17 protein-coding genes (1 of these 17 running past the window's edge) are annotated in these 18,312 nt (G+C 61.1%); 9 read left to right on the top strand and 8 right to left on the bottom strand.

Annotation, left to right across the window (positions count from 1 at the left end; all coding sequences use genetic code 11):
• Positions 1-2: 2 nt before the first annotated feature.
• Positions 3-1,388: an ATP-binding protein gene (locus I6L36_RS10985; protein ID WP_010675898.1), complete on the top strand. Its 1,386-nt coding sequence runs from the start codon at positions 3-5 to the stop codon at positions 1,386-1,388.
• Between the two features lie 177 nt (positions 1,389-1,565).
• Here the strand turns inward: I6L36_RS10985 and I6L36_RS10980 are convergent, their stop codons facing one another.
• Both I6L36_RS10980 and yjbD read right to left on the bottom strand, forming a co-directional pair.
• Positions 1,566-1,775 carry a cold shock domain-containing protein gene (locus tag I6L36_RS10980; protein WP_010675897.1) on the bottom strand — a complete coding sequence of 70 codons (210 nt, stop codon included), beginning with the start codon at positions 1,773-1,775 and terminating at the stop codon, positions 1,566-1,568.
• A 392-nt stretch (positions 1,776-2,167) separates the two neighbouring features.
• Complete coding sequence (yjbD, locus tag I6L36_RS10975; RefSeq protein WP_039040119.1) at positions 2,168-2,452, bottom strand: DUF3811 domain-containing protein; 285 nt, start codon at positions 2,450-2,452, stop codon at positions 2,168-2,170.
• Positions 2,453-2,747: 295 nt separating this feature from the next.
• Between yjbD and I6L36_RS22185 the strand changes: the two genes are divergently transcribed.
• On the top strand, positions 2,748-2,870 hold the full coding sequence (locus I6L36_RS22185; RefSeq protein WP_010675895.1) for a hypothetical protein: 123 nt from the start codon (positions 2,748-2,750) through the stop codon (positions 2,868-2,870).
• A 46-nt stretch (positions 2,871-2,916) separates the two neighbouring features.
• On the opposite strand, the gene I6L36_RS10970 is transcribed toward I6L36_RS22185, so the two are convergent.
• Complete coding sequence (locus I6L36_RS10970) at positions 2,917-3,687, bottom strand: ABC transporter substrate-binding protein (RefSeq protein ID WP_109112161.1); 771 nt, start codon at positions 3,685-3,687, stop codon at positions 2,917-2,919.
• 161 nt (positions 3,688-3,848) lie between these two features.
• The gene (locus tag I6L36_RS10965) at positions 3,849-4,418 is read right to left on the bottom strand and encodes a single-stranded DNA-binding protein (RefSeq protein ID WP_010674212.1); all 570 of its coding nucleotides are present in this window, start codon (positions 4,416-4,418) and stop codon (positions 3,849-3,851) included.
• Positions 4,419-4,935: 517 nt separating this feature from the next.
• Between I6L36_RS10965 and I6L36_RS10960 the strand changes: the two genes are divergently transcribed.
• Both I6L36_RS10960 and uvrA read left to right on the top strand, forming a co-directional pair.
• On the top strand, positions 4,936-5,574 hold the full coding sequence (locus I6L36_RS10960; protein WP_010674213.1) for a LuxR C-terminal-related transcriptional regulator: 639 nt from the start codon (positions 4,936-4,938) through the stop codon (positions 5,572-5,574).
• A 92-nt stretch (positions 5,575-5,666) separates the two neighbouring features.
• Positions 5,667-8,495, top strand: coding sequence for an excinuclease ABC subunit UvrA (gene uvrA, locus I6L36_RS10955; RefSeq protein WP_039040117.1), 2,829 nt, complete (start codon positions 5,667-5,669; stop codon positions 8,493-8,495).
• A gap of 116 nt (positions 8,496-8,611) precedes the next feature.
• Here uvrA and I6L36_RS22180 read toward each other — a convergent pair whose 3' ends face one another.
• Positions 8,612-8,737, bottom strand: a complete 126-nt coding sequence (locus I6L36_RS22180) for a hypothetical protein (RefSeq protein ID WP_010674215.1) — start codon at positions 8,735-8,737, stop codon at positions 8,612-8,614.
• 266 nt (positions 8,738-9,003) lie between these two features.
• Here I6L36_RS22180 and I6L36_RS10950 point away from each other — a divergent pair, with 266 nt between their 5' ends.
• The 3 genes from I6L36_RS10950 (at position 9,004) to I6L36_RS10940 (ending at position 13,263) form a co-directional block, all read left to right on the top strand.
• Positions 9,004-9,615, top strand: coding sequence for an OmpW family outer membrane protein (locus I6L36_RS10950; protein ID WP_109112160.1), 612 nt, complete (start codon positions 9,004-9,006; stop codon positions 9,613-9,615).
• 196 nt (positions 9,616-9,811) lie between these two features.
• Entirely contained in the window at positions 9,812-11,791 is a 1,980-nt protein-coding gene (locus I6L36_RS10945) for a methyl-accepting chemotaxis protein (protein ID WP_109112159.1), read from the top strand.
• Between the two features lie 8 nt (positions 11,792-11,799).
• Positions 11,800-13,263 (top strand): extracellular solute-binding protein, encoded by a 1,464-nt coding sequence (locus tag I6L36_RS10940; RefSeq protein ID WP_109112158.1) that lies wholly within the window; start codon positions 11,800-11,802, stop codon positions 13,261-13,263.
• A 60-nt stretch (positions 13,264-13,323) separates the two neighbouring features.
• On the opposite strand, the gene I6L36_RS10935 is transcribed toward I6L36_RS10940, so the two are convergent.
• Positions 13,324-14,115 (bottom strand): GNAT family N-acetyltransferase, encoded by a 792-nt coding sequence (locus I6L36_RS10935; RefSeq protein WP_109112157.1) that lies wholly within the window; start codon positions 14,113-14,115, stop codon positions 13,324-13,326.
• Positions 14,116-14,442: 327 nt separating this feature from the next.
• Here I6L36_RS10935 and metF point away from each other — a divergent pair, with 327 nt between their 5' ends.
• Positions 14,443-15,339, top strand: coding sequence for a methylenetetrahydrofolate reductase (gene metF / locus I6L36_RS10930; protein WP_010674220.1), 897 nt, complete (start codon positions 14,443-14,445; stop codon positions 15,337-15,339).
• Between the two features lie 63 nt (positions 15,340-15,402).
• Here metF and I6L36_RS10925 read toward each other — a convergent pair whose 3' ends face one another.
• Both I6L36_RS10925 and I6L36_RS10920 read right to left on the bottom strand, forming a co-directional pair.
• The gene (locus I6L36_RS10925) at positions 15,403-16,467 is read right to left on the bottom strand and encodes a DUF3103 family protein (protein WP_109112156.1); all 1,065 of its coding nucleotides are present in this window, start codon (positions 16,465-16,467) and stop codon (positions 15,403-15,405) included.
• A 147-nt stretch (positions 16,468-16,614) separates the two neighbouring features.
• Positions 16,615-17,766 carry a benzoate/H(+) symporter BenE family transporter gene (locus I6L36_RS10920; protein ID WP_235698358.1) on the bottom strand — a complete coding sequence of 384 codons (1,152 nt, stop codon included), beginning with the start codon at positions 17,764-17,766 and terminating at the stop codon, positions 16,615-16,617.
• A 113-nt stretch (positions 17,767-17,879) separates the two neighbouring features.
• Here I6L36_RS10920 and I6L36_RS10915 point away from each other — a divergent pair, with 113 nt between their 5' ends.
• On the top strand, positions 17,880-18,312 hold the 5' portion of the coding sequence (locus I6L36_RS10915) for a helix-turn-helix domain-containing protein (protein WP_109112155.1). It continues 140 nt past the right edge of the window; the window shows 433 of its 573 coding nt (coding positions 1-433); its start codon is at positions 17,880-17,882; its stop codon lies off the right edge, out of view.

Here is an 18,312-nt window from a genome sequence, read left to right as displayed (position 1 = left end):
ACATGATCAAGCGCGTCTTCGCCAGGCTGCTGCCCAAGGGGTTGACCGGCCAGATAGTGCTGGTGGCCCTGGCGGGGCTGGTGCTGATCCAGCTGCTCAGTATCCAGATCTACCGTTCGGACAGGGAGGAGGCCCTCGGTTACGTCAACAGCCGCAACGCCATGCAGCGGATCATCTCCGTGGTGCGCCTGCTCTCCCTCTCTCCTCCTTCCCTCTATCACGAGATCCTCAAGGCGAGCCGCAGCGAGACCCTGCTGCTTCGTCTGGCCGACGAGCCGTTGCAGCCGGACAACCGCAGCCCCCGCTTCGAGAAGCTGGTGCGGGCCAAGCTCGGCTATCCATCCTCCCTGGCGGTGGAGATCAGCGCCGAGCTGAAGCAGGACATCCAGCGCAGCCGGGCCTGGCAGCACCACAACCGCATGATGAAGGATCGCAACGGCATGCCGCCGCCCCAGGACATGCGGCTCTACGGCTCCATCGAACTGCCCAACGGCGGCTGGCTCCAGTTCAGCTCCCTGGTGGACAAGGAGACGGCGAGCTGGTCCTGGCAGACTACCCTCAACCTGCTGCTGGTGGCGAGCCTGGTGATCGGCCTGATGATCTGGCTGTTCCGCCGGGCGACCCGTCCCCTCAAGCAACTGGCCGCCAACGCCGACAGGCTGGGGCGTGGTGAGGACATCGAGCCCCTGCGTGAGGAGGGGCCCACCGAGATCCGCGAGTCCATCCAGGCCTTCAACCGGATGCACACCCGGCTCGATCGCTTCGTGCAGGACAGAACCCGGATGCTGGCCGCCATCTCCCACGACCTGCGCACCCCCATCACCAGCCTGCGGCTGCGCAGCGAGTTTCTGGCGGACGGGGAAGACAAGGAGCGCTTCCAGCAGACCCTGCAGCAGATGGAGCAGATGCTGGCGGCGACCCTGAGCTTTGCCCGGGAGGAGGGGCAGCAGGAGGCGACCCGGGAGCTGGATCTGGTCAGCCTGCTGGAGAGCCTGTGTGACGACTATGCCGACATGGGCCAGCCCGTCACCTGCCTGGCCGAGGGCAAGCAGGTTTACGCCTGCCGCGCCAACACCCTGCGCCGGGTGCTGCAAAACCTCATCGGCAACGCCATCAAGTACGCAGGGGGGGCCGAGGTCTCGCTGGTGCGCGGTGACGGCGAGTTGCTGATCCTGGTTCGCGATCAGGGGCCGGGGATTGCGGAGAGCCAGCTGGAGGAGGTGTTCAAGCCCTTCGTGCGCCTGGATGAAGCCCGCAACACCGAGTCTGGCAGCGTGGGACTGGGGCTCGCCATCGCCCGCACCCTGGTGCACCAGCACGGCGGTGAGCTCAGCCTTCACAATCGCCAGGAGGGGGGGCTGGAGGCGCGGATCAGCCTGCCCCTGTAAGGAACCTGACCAGGAAATGGGGCACCACCAGGGTGCCCTTTTTGCTGGCCGTGGCGAGAGGGAAGCAGGGCAACACGCCGGTCACCCGGAAACGGGCAACAAAAAACCCGCCGAAGCGGGTTTTTTCAATTCTTGCTGAGGCCCTTGCCCAAAGAGGGGAAGGTGCTCCGGCTTGAATTACTGCGGAACGACGTTCGCAGCAGCCGGGCCTTTCTGGCCTTGCTCGATGGTGAACTCAACGCGCTGACCTTCTTCCAGGGTTTTGAAACCGTTGGACTGGATGGCGGAGAAGTGAACGAACACGTCTTTGCTGCCGTCAGCCGGGGAGATGAAACCGAAGCCTTTCTCGGCGTTGAAGAATTTTACGGTACCAGTCATTTTGGACATGATAATTTCCTTGAGTAGTGATTAGTGAAACGCCACCGGAGCGGCAATCCATGATTTTTCGTCAGAAATACGTATGGGGAGCACTAAAGAAGGAGAATTATCTGGCAAGAATTATCGGGGATAACTGCCTGCACAAATCACTGCTTTAAGATGACTGCCTAACATAATCAGGTCTGAACTACCGAACCATCGAAAACGATTAGAACACGCACACCCTGTCATGGCAATCTTTATCTTGGTATTCGTTTCAGTCAGTGATGGCTGGATAGGCGTTTTATCCGGGTGTGCATCAGCTGCCAGGCGCCTCCTGCTGCCCTTTTCAGGGAGATGACATGACGCTCTGCCAGCCCCCTTTTTTGCAGCAGCGTCATCTGCGAGCATTCATGCTGCCGTTACCGTCTGCCACGGTATTTGTTGCTGACGGAATCGGACCAGCTGAAGGTGTCAGGCAGCACTTGGGCGCTGGCTCGCTCCTTGGCTTTCTCCCGTGCCAGTGCGGAAGCCGCCTTGGCGGCCTGGGCGCGATCGGCGGCGATCTTCTGGCGTCCTGCTTCGCGGATCTTGTTGCGCTCCCCGTTGGTCAGGGTGTGATCGGCATTGGCCTGGGCCTTTTGCACCAGCAGGGCAATCTCGGCTTTCTCGGCCTCGGTCAGATCCTTCATTTCCAGCTTCTTCATGACGCGCTCCTGCGATCGTTGAATGCCCACTCTAACACACATCCACCGGAGACAGGCTGACCATCCGTCCTCGGATGCCAAAAGTGTCGCCCGGTCGTCATTCCCGGGGGGGGACGCTACGGGAACGCCTGGCTGACAGGCGCTGCCGGGAGGCTGGATCCCGGCGGAAGATTGGGAGTATGCTGAGGCCAGTGCGATCCCCGATCGTCACTGTTGGCGTACTGAAATCCACGATTCGGCTGACATGCTGGAACACCCGTTCCAACTGTCCAGGTAACCTTTTTGGAGTCTGATGATGAGCAACAAAGAACAGCATCACGGCAAAGATGCCAAGAAAAAACCGCAGATGTCACTGAAAGAGAAACGCGAAGCCAAACGTCAGAAAGCAGAGCTGAAAAACGGCAGCGCGATGAAGTAACGCTCCATCCACTGCGGCTCCCTGGAGCCGGTATCAAGCCAGTCCATCATGGGCTGGCTTTTTTGTCTCCGGCAGTAGAGGTGGTGCCATAGGCGGCAAAGATCCGCTCATAGCGCCCGTCCGCCTTCATCTTGGCGAGCTGTCTGTCGAACCATTGTCGGTGGCCCGCCTCGCGAAAGGCGAAGTGGTAGTGAGTCGGGGGGAAGAGGTCGTGCTGTCTGACCTTGTCCTTGGGATAGCGGTCGCCCTCCTGGTCATCCCCGAGCAACTGCACCAGATAGTAGTAGAACACCCGTTGTTCCAGGATCACGGCATCGGTGCGCCCGAGCAGGAGCCGCTGTACCTGTCCCTCCTGCCTCGCCACCTCTTCATAACGGGGATTCTGGTCGACGATGTCGGAGAAGGTCGTTCCCAGAATCTGCCGTGCACGCTGGAAGGCACTGACTCGCAGGGTCTGCAAATCCTTCATGGTGTGGACTGCCGTCGGCGCCAGGGTAAAGACCCGGTTGTGGAAGGTGATCACCGGCTGTGAGAGGTAGGCGCTTTCCAGCATGCCGGGTTTGACGTTGATGATGGCGTCCAGCTTGCCTTCCTCCAGCATCCTGAAGGTGCGCTCCAGGGGAAGATAGACGACCTGCAGCTCATGAGGGCTGCCTGCGAAGGCCTCTCGCATGAGATCGAGTTCGATGCCCCTGTCTTCGTGGCTGATGACATAGGGAGGAATGGCAAAGCTGACGCCGACCCGCAGCGGCTCCGCGGCAAGGTGGCCGCCGAACATCAGCAGGGCGAGGCACAGCAGACGACTCAAGTGGTTCATGCAGGTTCCCGAAGGGAGAAATCGTCTCGATGATAGCCACAAGCCTGGACGAAGAGGACGTAAAGCGCGGGAAAGTGGCAGCAACATGGTCGTCGGGGGAGGTGAATGCGTCAGAAACAGGTAAAAAAAGGCCCTGATGAATCAGGGCCTGCCGCAGGGGATCAGAACGGAATATCGTCGTCGAAATCCATCGGCGGTTCGTTGTAGACCGGCGGGGCGGATTGCGGCTGCTGGGCCGGACGGCCGTAACCGCCTTGCGGTTGCATGTTCTGCTGCGGGGCAGCAGGACGTTGCATGTTCTGTTGCGGTGCAGCCTGTTGCGGCTGGCCCCAGTTGCCCTGGGATGACTGGCCGCCCATGCCCTGGCCACCGCCCTGCGGACGGCCACCCAGCATCTGCATCACACCGGTGAAGCTGTCGACCAGCACCTCGGTGGTGTAGCGCTCCTGGCCGCTCTGATCCTGCCATTTGCGGGTCTGGAGCTTGCCTTCCACATAGACCTGGGAGCCCTTCTTCAGGTACTCGCCGGCCACTTCGGCCAGCTTGCCCATGAAGACGACACGGTGCCATTCGGTGCGCTCTTTCTGCTCACCGGTCTGCTTGTCGCGCCAGGTATCGGAGGTGGCCAGGGTGATGTTAGTCACGGCACCGCCGCTCGGCATGTAGCGCACTTCCGGGTCTTGCCCCAGGTTACCGATCAGAATGACTTTGTTGATGCCTCGACTGGCCATAATCTCTCTTCCACCCTTATGTATACCGGCCAGGCCAGATGCCTGGGCCCATTCAATAATGCGTTTGTTTGCAACGAGATGCGCGCCCTGGCTGGGTGTCATCTCTCTTCAGTGTCCTGGCTGCGCCGGAGCTTGCCGGCAGAGGCGTCATGGATCGGCCGCAGCGTTTGGCCGCCATAGTACCAGTTGGCGGGCATGAGCGCACATCTTCCCTGCCACTGTGGCGTCAATGGATCGCCACAGCCTGAGTAACTTACCCGAGGTAAGGTGTCACCAGCAAGGGGAGGCGGCTGGGGCAGGCTGCGTGAAGAGGGCGGAGCTGTTATGGTGCGCACCGGCACTACTTGACCCCCCAAATGGGGGGGGCGTGCTAGCCAATTGTATTGGCTGGAAAATTGCTGGGCTTCAAAGGAGCCACCGATGCGTCTAATACTTTTTTAATGCTGCAGCCAGGAGGGGGATTGGTACTCTTCCTTGCCAAAAAGCCCCGACTCGAATGTGCAAGGAAGTTCTCTTGATGACGCCCGACTCCCTCCTGGTGCTGATCACCGAAAATAACGCACAAGCCTCCCGTTTCCAGCGTCACCTCAGTGAAGAGCTTGGTCTGCCCATCTTGCTGGTGGGGGAGCTGAATGACCTGCCAGACGTTGCAGAGGGCGCCCCCAAAACCTTGCTGCTGATCGATCTGGACTACCTCAAGTCGACCCAGCAGGAGCTGTGGAGCAATGCCATCTGCCAGCGCTTTGGCGAGGCCAGTGCCGTGTTGCTCAATGCCCCGACCAGCACCAACAAAGAGCTGCTGCTGATGTGGCCCCATACCAGCGGGCTCTTCTTTCGTCAGGACACGTTGGACAGGTTGGTCTTCGGCATCCGCAAGGTGTTGCAGGGGGAGTACTGGATCCCGCGCCACCTGCTGTGCGACCTGGTGGACTACTACCGCAAGGGGAGCGGGCAACCTCAGCGTCAGCAGACGCTGCTGACCGCCCGCGAGCAGGAGATCGTGCGTCACCTGATGACGGGGGCCTCAAACACCGAGATCGCCGACAGCCTGTTCGTGAGCGAACACACCGTCAAATCCCATCTCTACAACGTCTTCAAGAAGCTGAACGTCAAGAACCGGTTGCAGGCGGTGAGCTGGGCCAAGGAGTATCTCTGAGGAAGGGGCACGGAAGGAAAGACTGTCTATTCATCCAGTAGTCTCTATGCCATACTGGCCCGCTCTGGTTCCCGTATCGAGCGCGCAACAAGATGGAAAAAATCGTGATCCGGGGTGCCCGCACCCACAACCTCAAGAACATCAACCTGATCCTGCCACGTGACAAGCTGATCGTGGTGACCGGCCTGTCCGGTTCGGGCAAATCCTCCCTGGCGTTCGATACCCTCTATGCCGAGGGGCAGCGCCGCTATGTGGAATCGCTTTCCGCCTATGCCCGCCAGTTCCTCTCCCTGATGGAGAAGCCGGACGTGGACCACATCGAGGGGCTGTCGCCTGCCATCTCCATCGAGCAGAAGTCCACCTCCCACAACCCGCGCTCGACCGTCGGCACCATCACCGAGATTTACGACTACCTGCGGCTGCTGTTCGCCCGGGTCGGCGAGCCACGCTGCCCGACCCACGCCATTCCGCTCGCGGCCCAGACCATCAGCCAGATGGTGGATCAGGTGCTGGCCCAGCCCGAAGGCGCCAAGCTGATGCTGCTGGCCCCCGTGGTGCGCAACCGCAAGGGGGAGCACACCAAGCTGCTGGAGAACCTGGCGGCCCAGGGTTACATCCGCGCCCGCATCGACGGCGAGGTATGCGATCTGTCGGATCCTCCCGCGCTGGAGCTGCACAAGAAGCACACCATCGAGGTGGTGGTGGATCGCTTCAAGGTGCGCGATGACCTGGCCCTGCGCCTGGCCGAATCGTTCGAAACGGCGCTGACTCTCTCCGGCGGCATCGTGCTGGTGGTGCCGATGGACGGGGAGGATGGGGTTGCCCCCATGACCTTCTCCGCCAACTTCGCCTGCCCCGAGTGCGGTTACTCCATGTCGGAGCTGGAGCCCCGGATCTTCTCCTTCAACAACCCGGCGGGGGCCTGCCCCACCTGTGACGGTCTCGGGGTGCAGCAGTATTTCGATCCCGCCAAGCTCATCCATGATCCGGGCCAGAGCCTGGCCGGTGGCGCCATCCGTGGTTGGGACAAGCGCAGCTTCTACTACTTCCAGATGCTCAAATCCCTGGCCGATCACTACAAGTTCGACCTGGAGACCCCCTGGGAGGATCTGCCGCTCAAGACCCAGGAGGTGATCCTGCGTGGTTCCGGGCGCACCGAGATCGAGTTCCGCTACATGAATGACCGCGGCGATGTGGTGGTGCGCAAGCACCCGTTCGAGGGGATCCTGCACAACATGGAGCGCCGCTACCGGGAGACCGAATCCAACGCGGTGCGGGAAGAGCTGGCCAAATACATCGCCAACAAGTCCTGCACCAGTTGCGGTGGCAGCCGACTGCGGGAAGAAGCCCGCCACGTCTTCGTGGACAATCGCAACCTGCCCGCCATCGCCGAGCAGTCCATCGGCGATGCCCTGGCCTTCTTCGAAGGGTTGAACCTGTCCGGTCAGCGTGCCCAGATAGCGGACAAGATCCTCAAGGAGATCGTCGAGCGGCTCGGCTTCCTGGTGAACGTCGGCCTCAACTATCTGAGCCTGTCGCGCAGCGCCGAGACTCTCTCCGGTGGCGAGGCGCAGCGGATCCGGCTGGCCAGCCAGATCGGGGCTGGCCTGGTGGGGGTCATGTACGTGCTGGACGAGCCCTCCATCGGTCTGCATCAGCGTGACAACGAGCGGCTGCTCAAGACCCTGACTCACCTGCGTGATCTCGGCAACACCGTGATCGTGGTGGAGCACGATGAGGATGCCATTCGCCTCGCCGACCATGTGCTCGACATCGGTCCGGGGGCTGGCGTGCACGGCGGGGCCATCGTCGCCCAGGGGACGCCGGAGGAGATCATCGCGAACCCCGAGTCCCTGACCGGTGACTACCTCTCCGGGCGCAAGCAGATCGCCATCCCGGCCGAGCGCACCCCGCTCACTGGCAAGTGGCTGAAATTGAAAGGGGCGAGCGGCAACAACCTGCGCAACGTCAACCTGGATCTGCCCATCGGAGTGATGACCTGCGTCACCGGCGTCTCCGGTTCCGGCAAGTCGACCCTGATCAACGACACCCTGTTCCGCATCGCCCACCGCGAGCTGAACAAGGCCACCGAGTCCACGCCTGCGCCCTATCGCAGCGTCGAGGGGCTGGAGCATCTGGACAAGGTGGTGGATATCGACCAGAGCCCCATCGGCCGCACCCCGCGCTCCAACCCGGCCACCTACACCGGCCTGTTCACCCCGATCCGCGAGCTGCTCTCCGGCACCCAGGAGGCGCGTTCCCGTGGCTACCAGCCGGGCCGCTTCTCCTTCAACGTGAAGGGGGGACGCTGCGAGGCGTGCCAGGGGGACGGGGTCATCAAGGTGGAGATGCACTTCCTGCCGGATGTTTACGTGCCGTGCGACGTCTGCAAGGGCAAGCGCTACAACCGCGAGACCCTGGAGGTGAAGTACAAGGGCAAGAACATCCACGAAATCCTCGAGATGACGGTGGAAGATGCCCGTGCCTTCTTCGATCCGGTGCCGGCGGTGGCGCGCAAGCTGCAGACCCTGATGGACGTGGGCCTCTCCTACATCCGGCTCGGTCAGTCCGCTACCACGCTCTCTGGCGGCGAGGCGCAGCGGGTCAAGCTGGCGCGGGAGCTCTCCAAGCGGGACACCGGCCAGACCCTCTACATCCTGGACGAACCGACCACGGGGCTGCACTTCCACGATATCCAGCAGTTGCTCAAGGTACTGCACCAACTGCGGGATCGGGGCAACACCATCGTCATCATCGAGCACAACCTGGACGTCATCAAAACCGCGGACTGGATCGTTGATCTGGGCCCGGAAGGGGGCGCTGGTGGTGGCCGTATTCTGGTGACGGGTACGCCTGAGGAGATGAGCCGTTGCAAGGAGTCCCACACGGCGCGCTTCCTCGCTCCTCTACTGGAGAAATAAGCGTCACTCGAGAAAAAGGGGCCAAGGCCCCTTTTTTGTTGGCCGGTGGGCGAGGTGCGCCGGTCTGGCGCCCGGCCAGGGATGAGAGGGAGAAAAGAGGGACTCGTCCGGCAGACTCAGTGTGTCAGCATCAGGAAGGCGAGGGCGAACAGGAAACCCAGCAGAATGAAGAGGAAGGAACCTATCCCCCAGATGGCGGCAAGAATGCCGAGAATTTTGTCTTTGCGTGTCTGTGGTTTCATAAAATTCAAATTACAGCGTGGTTACATCGCATTAATAAAATACGCCCCGGGGCATAATTAAACAACAATTGAAAGGGAAAGTGCGAACAAGTATCCCACGAACAAAAAATGAAAATTTTAGTCATTTAATATCAATGGGTTACCAGTAAATGCTCTCGTGCCATATGACTTATTCTCACCTTCCCTAAATCAATAACCGGCCATTCACATCCTTTTATAGTTTTCGGGCTTGCAACATAGAAAGAAAACAAAAAAGGAATAATGTGATGAAAAAGCTCCTTCCTCTGTTAATCGCAGCCGCTTTTGCTTCCCCCGTCGCCATGGCACATCAGGCCGGTGACATCCTGGTCCGTGGTGGCCTGGCGTTCGTCTCTCCCCAGACCAGCAGTGACAACGTGCTGGGGACGGGCGAGCTGGAGATCGACAGCAACATGCAGCTTGGCCTGACCCTCTCCTACATGTTGACGGACAACTGGGGTGTCGAGCTGCTGGCCGCGACCCCCTTCTCCCACTCGGTGTCGACTGCCGGCCTGGGTGAGGTCGCCAAGGTCAAACACCTGCCGCCGACCCTGATGGCGCAGTACTACTTCGGTGATGCCAACAGCAAGGTGCGCCCCTATTTGGGGGCCGGTATCAACTACACCACCTTCTTCGACGAGGAAGGGCGCGGTGCCCTGGCCGGGACGGATGTGAGCGTGGACTCCTCCTGGGGGATGGCGGGTCAGGTGGGCCTGGACATGGCGATCAATGACCGCTGGTTCGTCAACGCCTCTGCCTGGCTCATCGACATCGATACCGATGTGCATACCGCCGTGGGCACCATCAACACCTCCATCGATCCGGTGGCCTTCATGTTCGGCGTCGGTTACCGCTTCTGATGACAAACGTGGCCGGTGCACGGCCATGACAACAAGCATGTCTCTTTGGCCCGGCTCTGTTCGGACCCTTTTCTGCCTGCCATGTCACGCCAACTGTGATCTGGCCCGCCATCGCGTCACGAACCGCTATTCCATTGCATCCCGCTGCCGATAACCTCGGCATTCACCCCTTTCCCCAACGAGTGAGGATGCCTCCATGGGTTTATCTATTGTGCAGCGGATCATCGCCGGCTTCGTGCTGATGCTGTTGTTGCTGGTTCTGCTCGGCTTCATCAGTATCTTGAAGATCCGGGGGATCAACGAGGGGCTCTCCCAGGTTTCTGATCGTGCCACCCCCCTGGTGATCGCGGTCGCCGGGCTCAAGGGCGCACTGCAGGACAGCAACCGCTGGGTGCTCACCTACAGAACCAGCGAGGAGGCGGCCCAGTTGCCGCAACTGGCCAGCCAGTTCAAGGCGCAGCAGGAGCATTTCCTGGCCCAGAGCAAGGAGATGGCCCGGTTTGACGGGGTGGCGGAGGCGAGCGAGCGGTTCCGCCAGGTCGACGGGGCGACCCGCGAGTTCTACGGGTTGGCGGATCAGGTGCTGACCCAGCACGGTCAGTGGGTGGCCGCACTCGATCGGCGCCATGAACTGGAGCTGGCGTTCATCCGGCTGGAAGATACCTACCAGTGGGCCGCCGATCTGTTGCTGCAGCAGACCGCGAGCAAACGCTCCATGCGCAACAAGGCCGAACTCATCACCTCCGGCATTGCCCGGGATCTGAAAAACATCCGCCGGGCCGATGCCAAGACCGATCTCAATGAATTGGAGAAGGTGCTCGGCAAGGATATCGAGATGGCACGCAAACGGCTCGAACGGGTGCAGGTGCCCGATGACGTGAGGCAGCGTTTCATCGTCAACCTCGATCGGATGCAGGAGCTGGCCCTCGGCCCGAAAGGGTTGCTGGCGACCATGCGCAATGGCCAGCAACTGGCGGCCTCGCTGCAGTCCCTGAACCAGCAGCTCGACACCAGTCTGGTCAACAGCCTGGCGCTGCTGGACGAGATGGCCAAATCGGCGGGCAGCATTGCCAGCGCGAGCCGGGTCGGGGCGGATGACGCCGTCAGCAGCGCCAGCGCCTGGATCCTGATCGTGTCGGCCATCTCCGCAGCCGCCGCGCTCCTCATCGGTTACACCACGGCCCGCAGCATCCAGCGTCCGCTGCAACTCATCGATCGGGAGCTGGATCGCATGGCCACGGGTGACATGACCCGGCGCATCGACTACCAGAGCCGCTGCGAGTTCGGCAGCCTGACCCGCTCCATCAATACCCTGGCAGACAAGACTGGCGAACTGCTCGCCCAGATCAATGCCGGCTCGCGCCATCTGGTGGACGAGGCGAGCCGCGCCGCCGAGATAAGCGAGCGGGCCATGTCACGGGTGCAGGATCAGAAGAGCCAGACCGATCAGGTGGCTGCCGCCATCACCGAGCTGGAGGTGAGTGCCACCGAGGTGGCGCGTTCCACCGATGGCACCAAGCGCGAGGTGGACCTGGCGGACGAAGAGGCCCGCGCCGGACGCAAACAGGTGGCGACTACTCGCCAGATCACCGAACAACTGGCGGGTGCCATGGAAGAGGCGGTCGGCATCACCCACAAGCTGGGGGAATTCAGCGACAACATCGGCAGTATCCTCGACGTGATCCGCAGCATCGCCGAGCAGACCAACCTGCTGGCGCTGAACGCGGCCATCGAGGCGGCCCGCGCGGGGGACGCCGGTCGCGGCTTCGCGGTGGTGGCGGACGAGGTGCGGGCACTGGCGAACCGGACCCAGACCTCGACCGAGGAGATCCAGGCCATGATCGAGAACCTGCAAAGTTCCAGCAAACACGTGGTGGCCGTGATGGCACGCAGCCAGGAGCAGACCCAGGATTGCGTGGCCCAGACCCGGGTGATGGACGAGGCGTTGCAATCCATTGCCGAGCGGATGAGTGCCATCAAGGCGATGGCGGATCAGGTGGCTCATGCCGCCCAGGAACAGATCTCCGTGAGTCAGGGGGTTGCCCGTCATGTCGCCGGCATTGCGGATGTGGCTTACGAGACCGAACGGGAGGCGCGGGAATCAGCCAGCAGCAGTGAGGTGCTGGCAGATCTGGTCGCCAAGCAGCAGCAATTGATCGCCCATTTCAAGGTGTAGGAGGACTTATGGCTAACAAGTGGATCGGGGCCCTGAGTCTCCTGTTGTGTGGCCAGCTGATGGCCAGCGAGCTGGTGATAGAGAGCTGGCGCATAGATGACAAGGCCTTGTGGGAACAGAAGATCATTCCTGCATTCGAGGCCGCCCACCCGGGTATTCAGGTGAAATTCAACGGGGTGCAGAACGTCGAGTACATGCCGACCCTCTGGGCCAGCCTCAAGGCGGGCAAGGCGGGGGATCTCATCACCTGCCGCCCGTTTGACGACTCCCTGGCCCTGTTCAAGGCGGGCCATCTGGTGGAGCTGAGCGAGATGGCGGGGATGGAGAACTTCCCGAGCTTTGCCCAATCCCCCTGGCAGACCGACAGCGGCGCCCAGACTTTCTGCGTACCCATGGCATCGGTGATTCACGGCTTCTTCTACAACAAGAAGATATTCAGTGAGCTGGGGCTGACGGTACCCCAGACCCGCGAGGCATTCTTCGCAGCCCTGGACAAGGTGAAGGCGGATGGTCGCTATGTTCCCCTCGCCGTGAGCGGCTCGGAGAGCTGGGTTGCCTCCGAGCTCGGTTTCCAGAACATAGGCCCCAACTACTGGAAGGGGGAGGATGGTCGATTGGCGCTGATCGGGGGCCAGGAGCGCTTCAACAACCCGCAATACGTCAAGGTGTTCGAGGAGCTGGCCCGCTGGCGTGACTACCTGGGGGAGGGGGGCGAGAGCCGCGACTACGCCACCACCAACGAGCTGTTCACCTCGGGCAAGGCTGCCTTCTATGCGGCGGGATCCTGGGAGATTGCCCCCTTCACCGGCAAGGTGGACTTCGGTGTCATGCGCCCGCCCGTGGCAAAGCAGGGGGATGGCTGTTTCTTCACCGATCACACCGACATCGGTATGGGGATGAATCCGGCCAGCAAGAACAAGGAGGCCGCCATGACCTTCCTGCAGTGGCTGACCACTCCCCAGTTTGCCGAGCTCTATACCAACTCGCAGCCCGGCTTCTTCTCGCTATCCAACCACTTCTTTGAAGCCACCAATCCGGCGGCCAGAGAGATGATGGAGTGGCGGGATCAGTGCGATTCCACCATCCGGGTTGCCACCCAGATCCTCTCCCGCGGCACCCCCAAGCTCGGGGATGAACTGGCCGAGGTGAGCCAGCAGGTATTGCTGGGAACCGTGGCACCCAAGGCGGCGGCCGATCGCCTGGAACAGGGGTTGAAAGGGTGGTATGCCCCCCATCAGGGCAACCAGGGCAAGGGACAGGAGTGTCAGTGTGAGGCGAGCGTGCCTGCCGTCCCTGTGTCGGGTGCCATCGGGACCGAGCCGGCTGCACCTGTAGTGCCGGATGGACAAGCGCCCTCCGGAGCAAGCGCGACCCAGCCTCCGTCAGAACCGGTGTCCGGAGCCGTCGCTCCAGCGCCTCCTGCCGAAGTGGAGGAGGCGCTCGCCAGTGAACTGGAGGGGGCACAGCCCTGATGGTTCACCATGCAAAACGGGAGGCCTTGGCCTCCCGTTTTGCATCTGCGTGATGACCTGTCATTCCCGTGGCAAGCGGCACAGGCTGCCGATACGGGCCACCGGCACGAAACCCAGAGCGCGATAGACCCGCTGGGCGTGATAGTGCTCGTCTGCCACTATGATGAGCGAACTGGCCTGTGCCAGTCCCTGGCGTGCGACCTGGCTCAGCAACAGACGACAGAGCCCCCGGTTTCGCCACTCTGCGTGCGTGCGCACCAGTTGAAAGCGTCCCAGGGGGCCGGTGAAGAAGAGTCCGCAGCTGGCAACCAGTTGATCCTGGTGCCATAACCCCCACCACTGTCCGAGCCCGTCATCGATCATGGCCTGATAGAGCTGGCGGCGTGACAAGAGATAGGGAAGATAGCGCTCCTCCGAATGGGCAGGATCCCGCTCTGCCAGCTCGAAGGCGAGCCATTGATCCCAGTCCGCCGCGGTGAACGGGCGAGCCGGAGCCAGGTCGCTGCCGGTGGGGGCTTGCCACTCCATTGCACCCAGCGCCAGTACTACGCACTCCATGTATTGGTATCCAGCCGCCACGAACCCGGCGATCCGGCTGTTCTGGCCTGCGGCGAGGGGCCACTGGAAGGTACGGTGGCGGATACGGGGATCCCAGCCAATCAGCCTGTCGAAACTGGCCTCGAGCCAGCCCTTGTCACGATCGCTTGGGGGGGTGGGCAGCAACAGGTAGTTGCCGAAGTAGTAGTCTGGAGAGCCCGGGGTGCGCACGGTCCAGAACGCATCATGATCCGTCACCTCGCCCTGATAGCGATCGAACAGCAGATCGGTGGCAAAACCGGGGTGATCTTCCATGATGGGGCTCCTGCAAACGCTTGAATTGCTTATCGGCAGGCGGGGAAAGAAGTTAAAAAAAGGCCGGGAAACCCGGCCAAACAATCACACGCAGATTCAGAACGTCCAGGACGATCCGCCCGCATCATAGCGTGCCTGACAGCATTTTGGGATGGGGTCGCTCATTACTTAGGTTGAATTGCAAAATAAAAAAATCGGCAATCCCCCTTGTCGCTGACAAATCGGTATTGACTTTGATCCATTTTCTCATAAAGATAGAAAGACGTTTAGACGTCCAAACATCCGTTTTGGCGTGAAGGAATGGGTTGCAGGACAGGGAGAGAGCAGATGGGATTTCACAGCGCGCGTCAGGTTGAGGCACTCAACCAGAGTTTGGCGGATCTGGGTGGCGATATATCGGTCAGTTTCGAGTTTTTCCCGCCCAACAGCGAAGGGATGGAGAACACCCTCTGGCAGTCCATCGAGCGCCTGCAGGTGCTGGAGCCCAAATTCGTCTCTGTGACCTATGGCGCCAATTCGGGCACCCGGGATCGCACTCACAAGGTGATCAAGGACATCAAGGAGCGTACCGGCCTCATCGCCGCCCCGCACCTGACCTGTATCGATGCCAGCCGTGACGAGCTGCGCACCATTGCCCGTGACTACTGGAACAGCGGCATTCGCCACATCGTGGCCCTGCGCGGAGACTTGCCCCCCGGCCTCGACAAGCCTGACATGTATGCCACCGACCTGGTTGCCCTGCTCAAGTCCGAAGCCGATTTCGACATCTCGGTCGCCGCCTATCCGGAAGGCCACCCCGAGGCTCGCAGTGCGCAATCCGACCTGCTCAACCTCAAGCGCAAGATAGATGCCGGTGCCAACCGGGCCATTACCCAGTTCTTCTTCGATGTGGAGACCTATCTGCGTTTTCGGGATCGCTGCGCCGCCATCGGTATCGATGCGGAGATCGTGCCGGGGATACTGCCGGTCTCCAACTACCAGACCCTGGCCAAGTTTGCCGGTTTCACCAACGTGAAGATCCCGCGCTGGATGCACCAGCGTTTCGAAGGGCTGGAAAACGATCAGATGACGCGCAACATGGTGGGAGCCAGCATTGCCATCGACCAGGTGCGTGTGCTGAGTCAGGAAGGGGTGAAGGATTTCCACTTCTATACCCTGAACCGCTCAGAGCTGACCTACGCCATCTGTCACACACTGGGTGTGAGGCCGAAAGGTCAGGCCTGATCCGCGGCTCTGATACAGAAAAGCCAATGAGTCTTCTCATTGGCTTTTTGTTTTGGGCGACAGTCAGGGCCGGGTTGGCTGGATCTCCCTGGGCTCGAGATCGATGACTGCATTGCCGGCGGCACCGGGATACTGGTGATAGCTCTGGTCCTGCTCCAGGGTATAGAAGGTGTCGAGGTAGTCGTCGTTGTTGGTCATCCAGGAGTCCGGGAGTGCCTTGACGATACGACCGCCAAGGTCGAGGAAGGGCAGGGCCTCGGGTACGCCACCCGCAGTGAAGCCGAGTTTGAGTGCGTCAATCAGGAGGGCACTCAGCTCCTTGTAATTGACGTTGTCATCCTGCTCCATCATGACCACGTCGACGGCTCCCCAGCGGTAGCGATCCCAATAGACCAGGATCTGGTTGGGGGTGTAGTCGGTGTTGTCGTAGTCGAGATAGGGCATGTCGACGATATCCACCACGGGCTCGTCCCTGCCAGGGTTGACCCCGGCCACGACGGCATAGACCTCGGCGGCGCCCAGCAGCCAGGGCTCCTGATCATCGTTGAGCCTGATCTTCTTGAGAATGCTGGTCTTGAGAGGCGTGGTGTTGCTGGTGGCACGGGGCGTCACCTGCATGTCGGCGGCAGCCAGCGCCTTTCGCATCACCTTCAGGCCGGCATTCTTGGCTTTGACCGGATCGGCCTCCACCACCAGTACCGGTCGCGCCGGCGGCTGGTTCACATCGAGATAGATCGGGCTGCCGGCGCTGTCGAACGCCTCGATGGCGCTCCAGCTCTTTTCGTCATCACTTGGTATGTAGGCAACCAGTGGCTCAACCCCTTGTTGCAGTGCATCCGCCTGGTCCGGATTGGCCAGCCGCAGTTGCATCAGTTCCCTGACCTCGCCATCCAGCCCTTGCCGACTGATGGCCGCCTGGTTGGCATCCCGAGCCTGGCGCTTCAGGCGCGGGCTGGCCTTTTGCAGCAGGTTGGGCAGTGGACTCTGGTATTCCTGATTGTTCAGGAGTGGCAGCAGGTTCTTCTGCTGCAGCGCGAGCTGGCGTGCCAGCTCCCGATCGGTGTCGGCAGCCTGGGTCGTGGTGGCGCCCAGCAGTGCCAGTAACAAAATGAAAGCCTGATTCCTCATCTTCGTTCTCCAGTATTGAGTCTGACAACGGCGCTTGTCGGGAAGGATCTGCGCCGTTTTGTCACTAGAAAGGAATAAGGTTCATATGTGAACGCTCTTCTCAGGATTATGTGCTGCGTCTCACTGGAGTCTCCCCAGATGGTCAGGTCAGGCGCGGAGCCGGTTGACTTGATGCAATGTCACTCCGATCAGCAATCCCCAGCAGGCAGACCCGACCCCGAGCAGGGTGATCCCCGAGGCAGTCACGAGGAAAGTCAGTAGCGCGGCTTCCCGCTCCTTGTCCTGCTGCAAGGCGCTGTGCAAGCTGCTGCCTATGGTGCCGAGCAGCGCCAGCCCGGCCACGCAGGTGACCAGCACCGCAGGGAATGCGCTGAACAGGGCAACCACGGTGGCACCGAAACAGCCTGTGAGCAGGTAGAAACATCCAGCCCACACGGCAGCAGGCCAGCGTCGAGTGACATCGTGATCCACTTCCTTGCCCATGCAGATGGCGGCTGTGATGGCGGCCAGATTGAAGGCGTAACCGCCGAACGGGGCCAGCAGCAAGCCGGTCAGGCCGGTCCAGGTGATCAGGGAAGAAGTGGCCGGTTGATAGCCGTGGGCGCGCAGGATGGCAATGCCCGGCATGTTTTGCGAGGTCATGGTAACGAGAAAGAGCGGGAGTGCGATGCCGAGCAGGGCGTCGATGGAAAAGGCTGGCGAGATCCAGACCGGGGTGGAAAGTTGCCAGTGAACCTCGTTGAGTTGCAGCTCGCCCCTCAGGGTGCAGAGCAGCATGCCGGCAGCCAGGACCAGCACCATGGTGTAGCGGGGCCAGAGGTGGCGACCCAGCAAGAAAGCCAGTAGCAAGGTGCCAAGCAGCAGAGGATCTTGCGGTGCCACCTTGAAGAGATCCAGCCCGAACCTGAGCAAGACTCCGGCCAGCATGGCGGCCGCCAGGGGGGCGGGAATGTGACGCATCAGCCTGTCGAACCAGCCGCTGATACCGCAGAGGGTGATCAGCAGTGAAGAGATGATGAAGGCGCCGATGGCTTCAGCCAGACTGAAGTTCCCCAGGCTGGTGATGAGCAGGGCGGCACCCGGGGTAGACCAGGCCGTCAAGACAGGCACCCGGTAATAGAGGGAGAGGCCGATGCAGCTGACCCCCATGCCGATACCCAGTGTCCATAGCCAGGAAGAGACCTGGGCTGTATCGGCACCGGCGGCCGTGGCGGCCTGGATGATCAAGACGACAGAACTCGTGTAACCCACCAATACGGCGATGAGTCCCGCGACCATGTGGGGGAGGGCTAGGGGCATGGGAAACTTCCTTGTGGATGCTGGTAGCTTGTGCGCTATTGCGTACAATGTGGTTTCGACTATAACGCTGTGCGTTATAGCGCACAATATGGCTCGAAGAAATCGGAGAACAGATGCAGGAGATGAGTCGCTATCTGGCCCAGCGATTGAAAGGGCTGCGCACTGAAAGAGGATGGAGCCTGGATATGGCCGCCCGTGAAACGGGGGTGAGCAAGGCCATGCTGGGACAGATCGAGCGAGGTGAATCCAGTCCGACGGTGGCAACATTGTGGAAGATTGCCACCGGTTTTCGGATCTCTTTCTCCAGTTTCATTGAGCTGACACCAGCGGCACAGGGAGAGACGGTATACCGTATTGCCGATGATATTCGACAGCAGCCGGCGGGAGAGGGGATGCAGGTTGCCCCGCTTTTCCCCTATGAGGCCCGCTTTGGTTTCGAGTTGTTCGAACTGACCCTGCTACCTGGCTACCAGCGGGAATCAGAACCCCATGAACCCGGAGTGACCGAACATGTCATCGTCATCAGCGGTGTGATGGAGGTACTGG

The organism is Aeromonas sp. FDAARGOS 1406 (assembly GCF_019048565.1).
Classification (GTDB): Bacteria; Pseudomonadota; Gammaproteobacteria; order Enterobacterales; family Aeromonadaceae; genus Aeromonas; species Aeromonas caviae.
This window is presented reverse-complemented; position numbering and strand designations above follow the sequence as displayed.

Coding starts and splice junctions, on each gene's coding strand:
- I6L36_RS10945 (WP_109112159.1), top strand. CDS start 9,812: ATGGGTTTATCTATTGTGCAGCGGATCATCGCCGGCTTCGTGCTGATG.
- metF (WP_010674220.1), top strand. CDS start 14,443: ATGGGATTTCACAGCGCGCGTCAGGTTGAGGCACTCAACCAGAGTTTG.
- I6L36_RS10920 (WP_235698358.1), bottom strand. CDS start 17,766: ATGCCCCTAGCCCTCCCCCACATGGTCGCGGGACTCATCGCCGTATTG.
- uvrA (WP_039040117.1), top strand. CDS start 5,667: ATGGAAAAAATCGTGATCCGGGGTGCCCGCACCCACAACCTCAAGAAC.
- I6L36_RS10925 (WP_109112156.1), bottom strand. CDS start 16,467: ATGAGGAATCAGGCTTTCATTTTGTTACTGGCACTGCTGGGCGCCACC.
- yjbD (WP_039040119.1), bottom strand. CDS start 2,452: ATGAAGAAGCTGGAAATGAAGGATCTGACCGAGGCCGAGAAAGCCGAG.
- I6L36_RS10950 (WP_109112160.1), top strand. CDS start 9,004: ATGAAAAAGCTCCTTCCTCTGTTAATCGCAGCCGCTTTTGCTTCCCCC.
- I6L36_RS10940 (WP_109112158.1), top strand. CDS start 11,800: ATGGCTAACAAGTGGATCGGGGCCCTGAGTCTCCTGTTGTGTGGCCAG.
- I6L36_RS10980 (WP_010675897.1), bottom strand. CDS start 1,775: ATGTCCAAAATGACTGGTACCGTAAAATTCTTCAACGCCGAGAAAGGC.
- I6L36_RS22185 (WP_010675895.1), top strand. CDS start 2,748: ATGAGCAACAAAGAACAGCATCACGGCAAAGATGCCAAGAAAAAACCG.
- I6L36_RS10965 (WP_010674212.1), bottom strand. CDS start 4,418: ATGGCCAGTCGAGGCATCAACAAAGTCATTCTGATCGGTAACCTGGGG.
- I6L36_RS10985 (WP_010675898.1), top strand. CDS start 3: ATGATCAAGCGCGTCTTCGCCAGGCTGCTGCCCAAGGGGTTGACCGGC.
- I6L36_RS10935 (WP_109112157.1), bottom strand. CDS start 14,115: ATGGAAGATCACCCCGGTTTTGCCACCGATCTGCTGTTCGATCGCTAT.
- I6L36_RS22180 (WP_010674215.1), bottom strand. CDS start 8,737: ATGAAACCACAGACACGCAAAGACAAAATTCTCGGCATTCTTGCCGCC.
- I6L36_RS10970 (WP_109112161.1), bottom strand. CDS start 3,687: ATGAACCACTTGAGTCGTCTGCTGTGCCTCGCCCTGCTGATGTTCGGC.
- I6L36_RS10960 (WP_010674213.1), top strand. CDS start 4,936: ATGACGCCCGACTCCCTCCTGGTGCTGATCACCGAAAATAACGCACAA.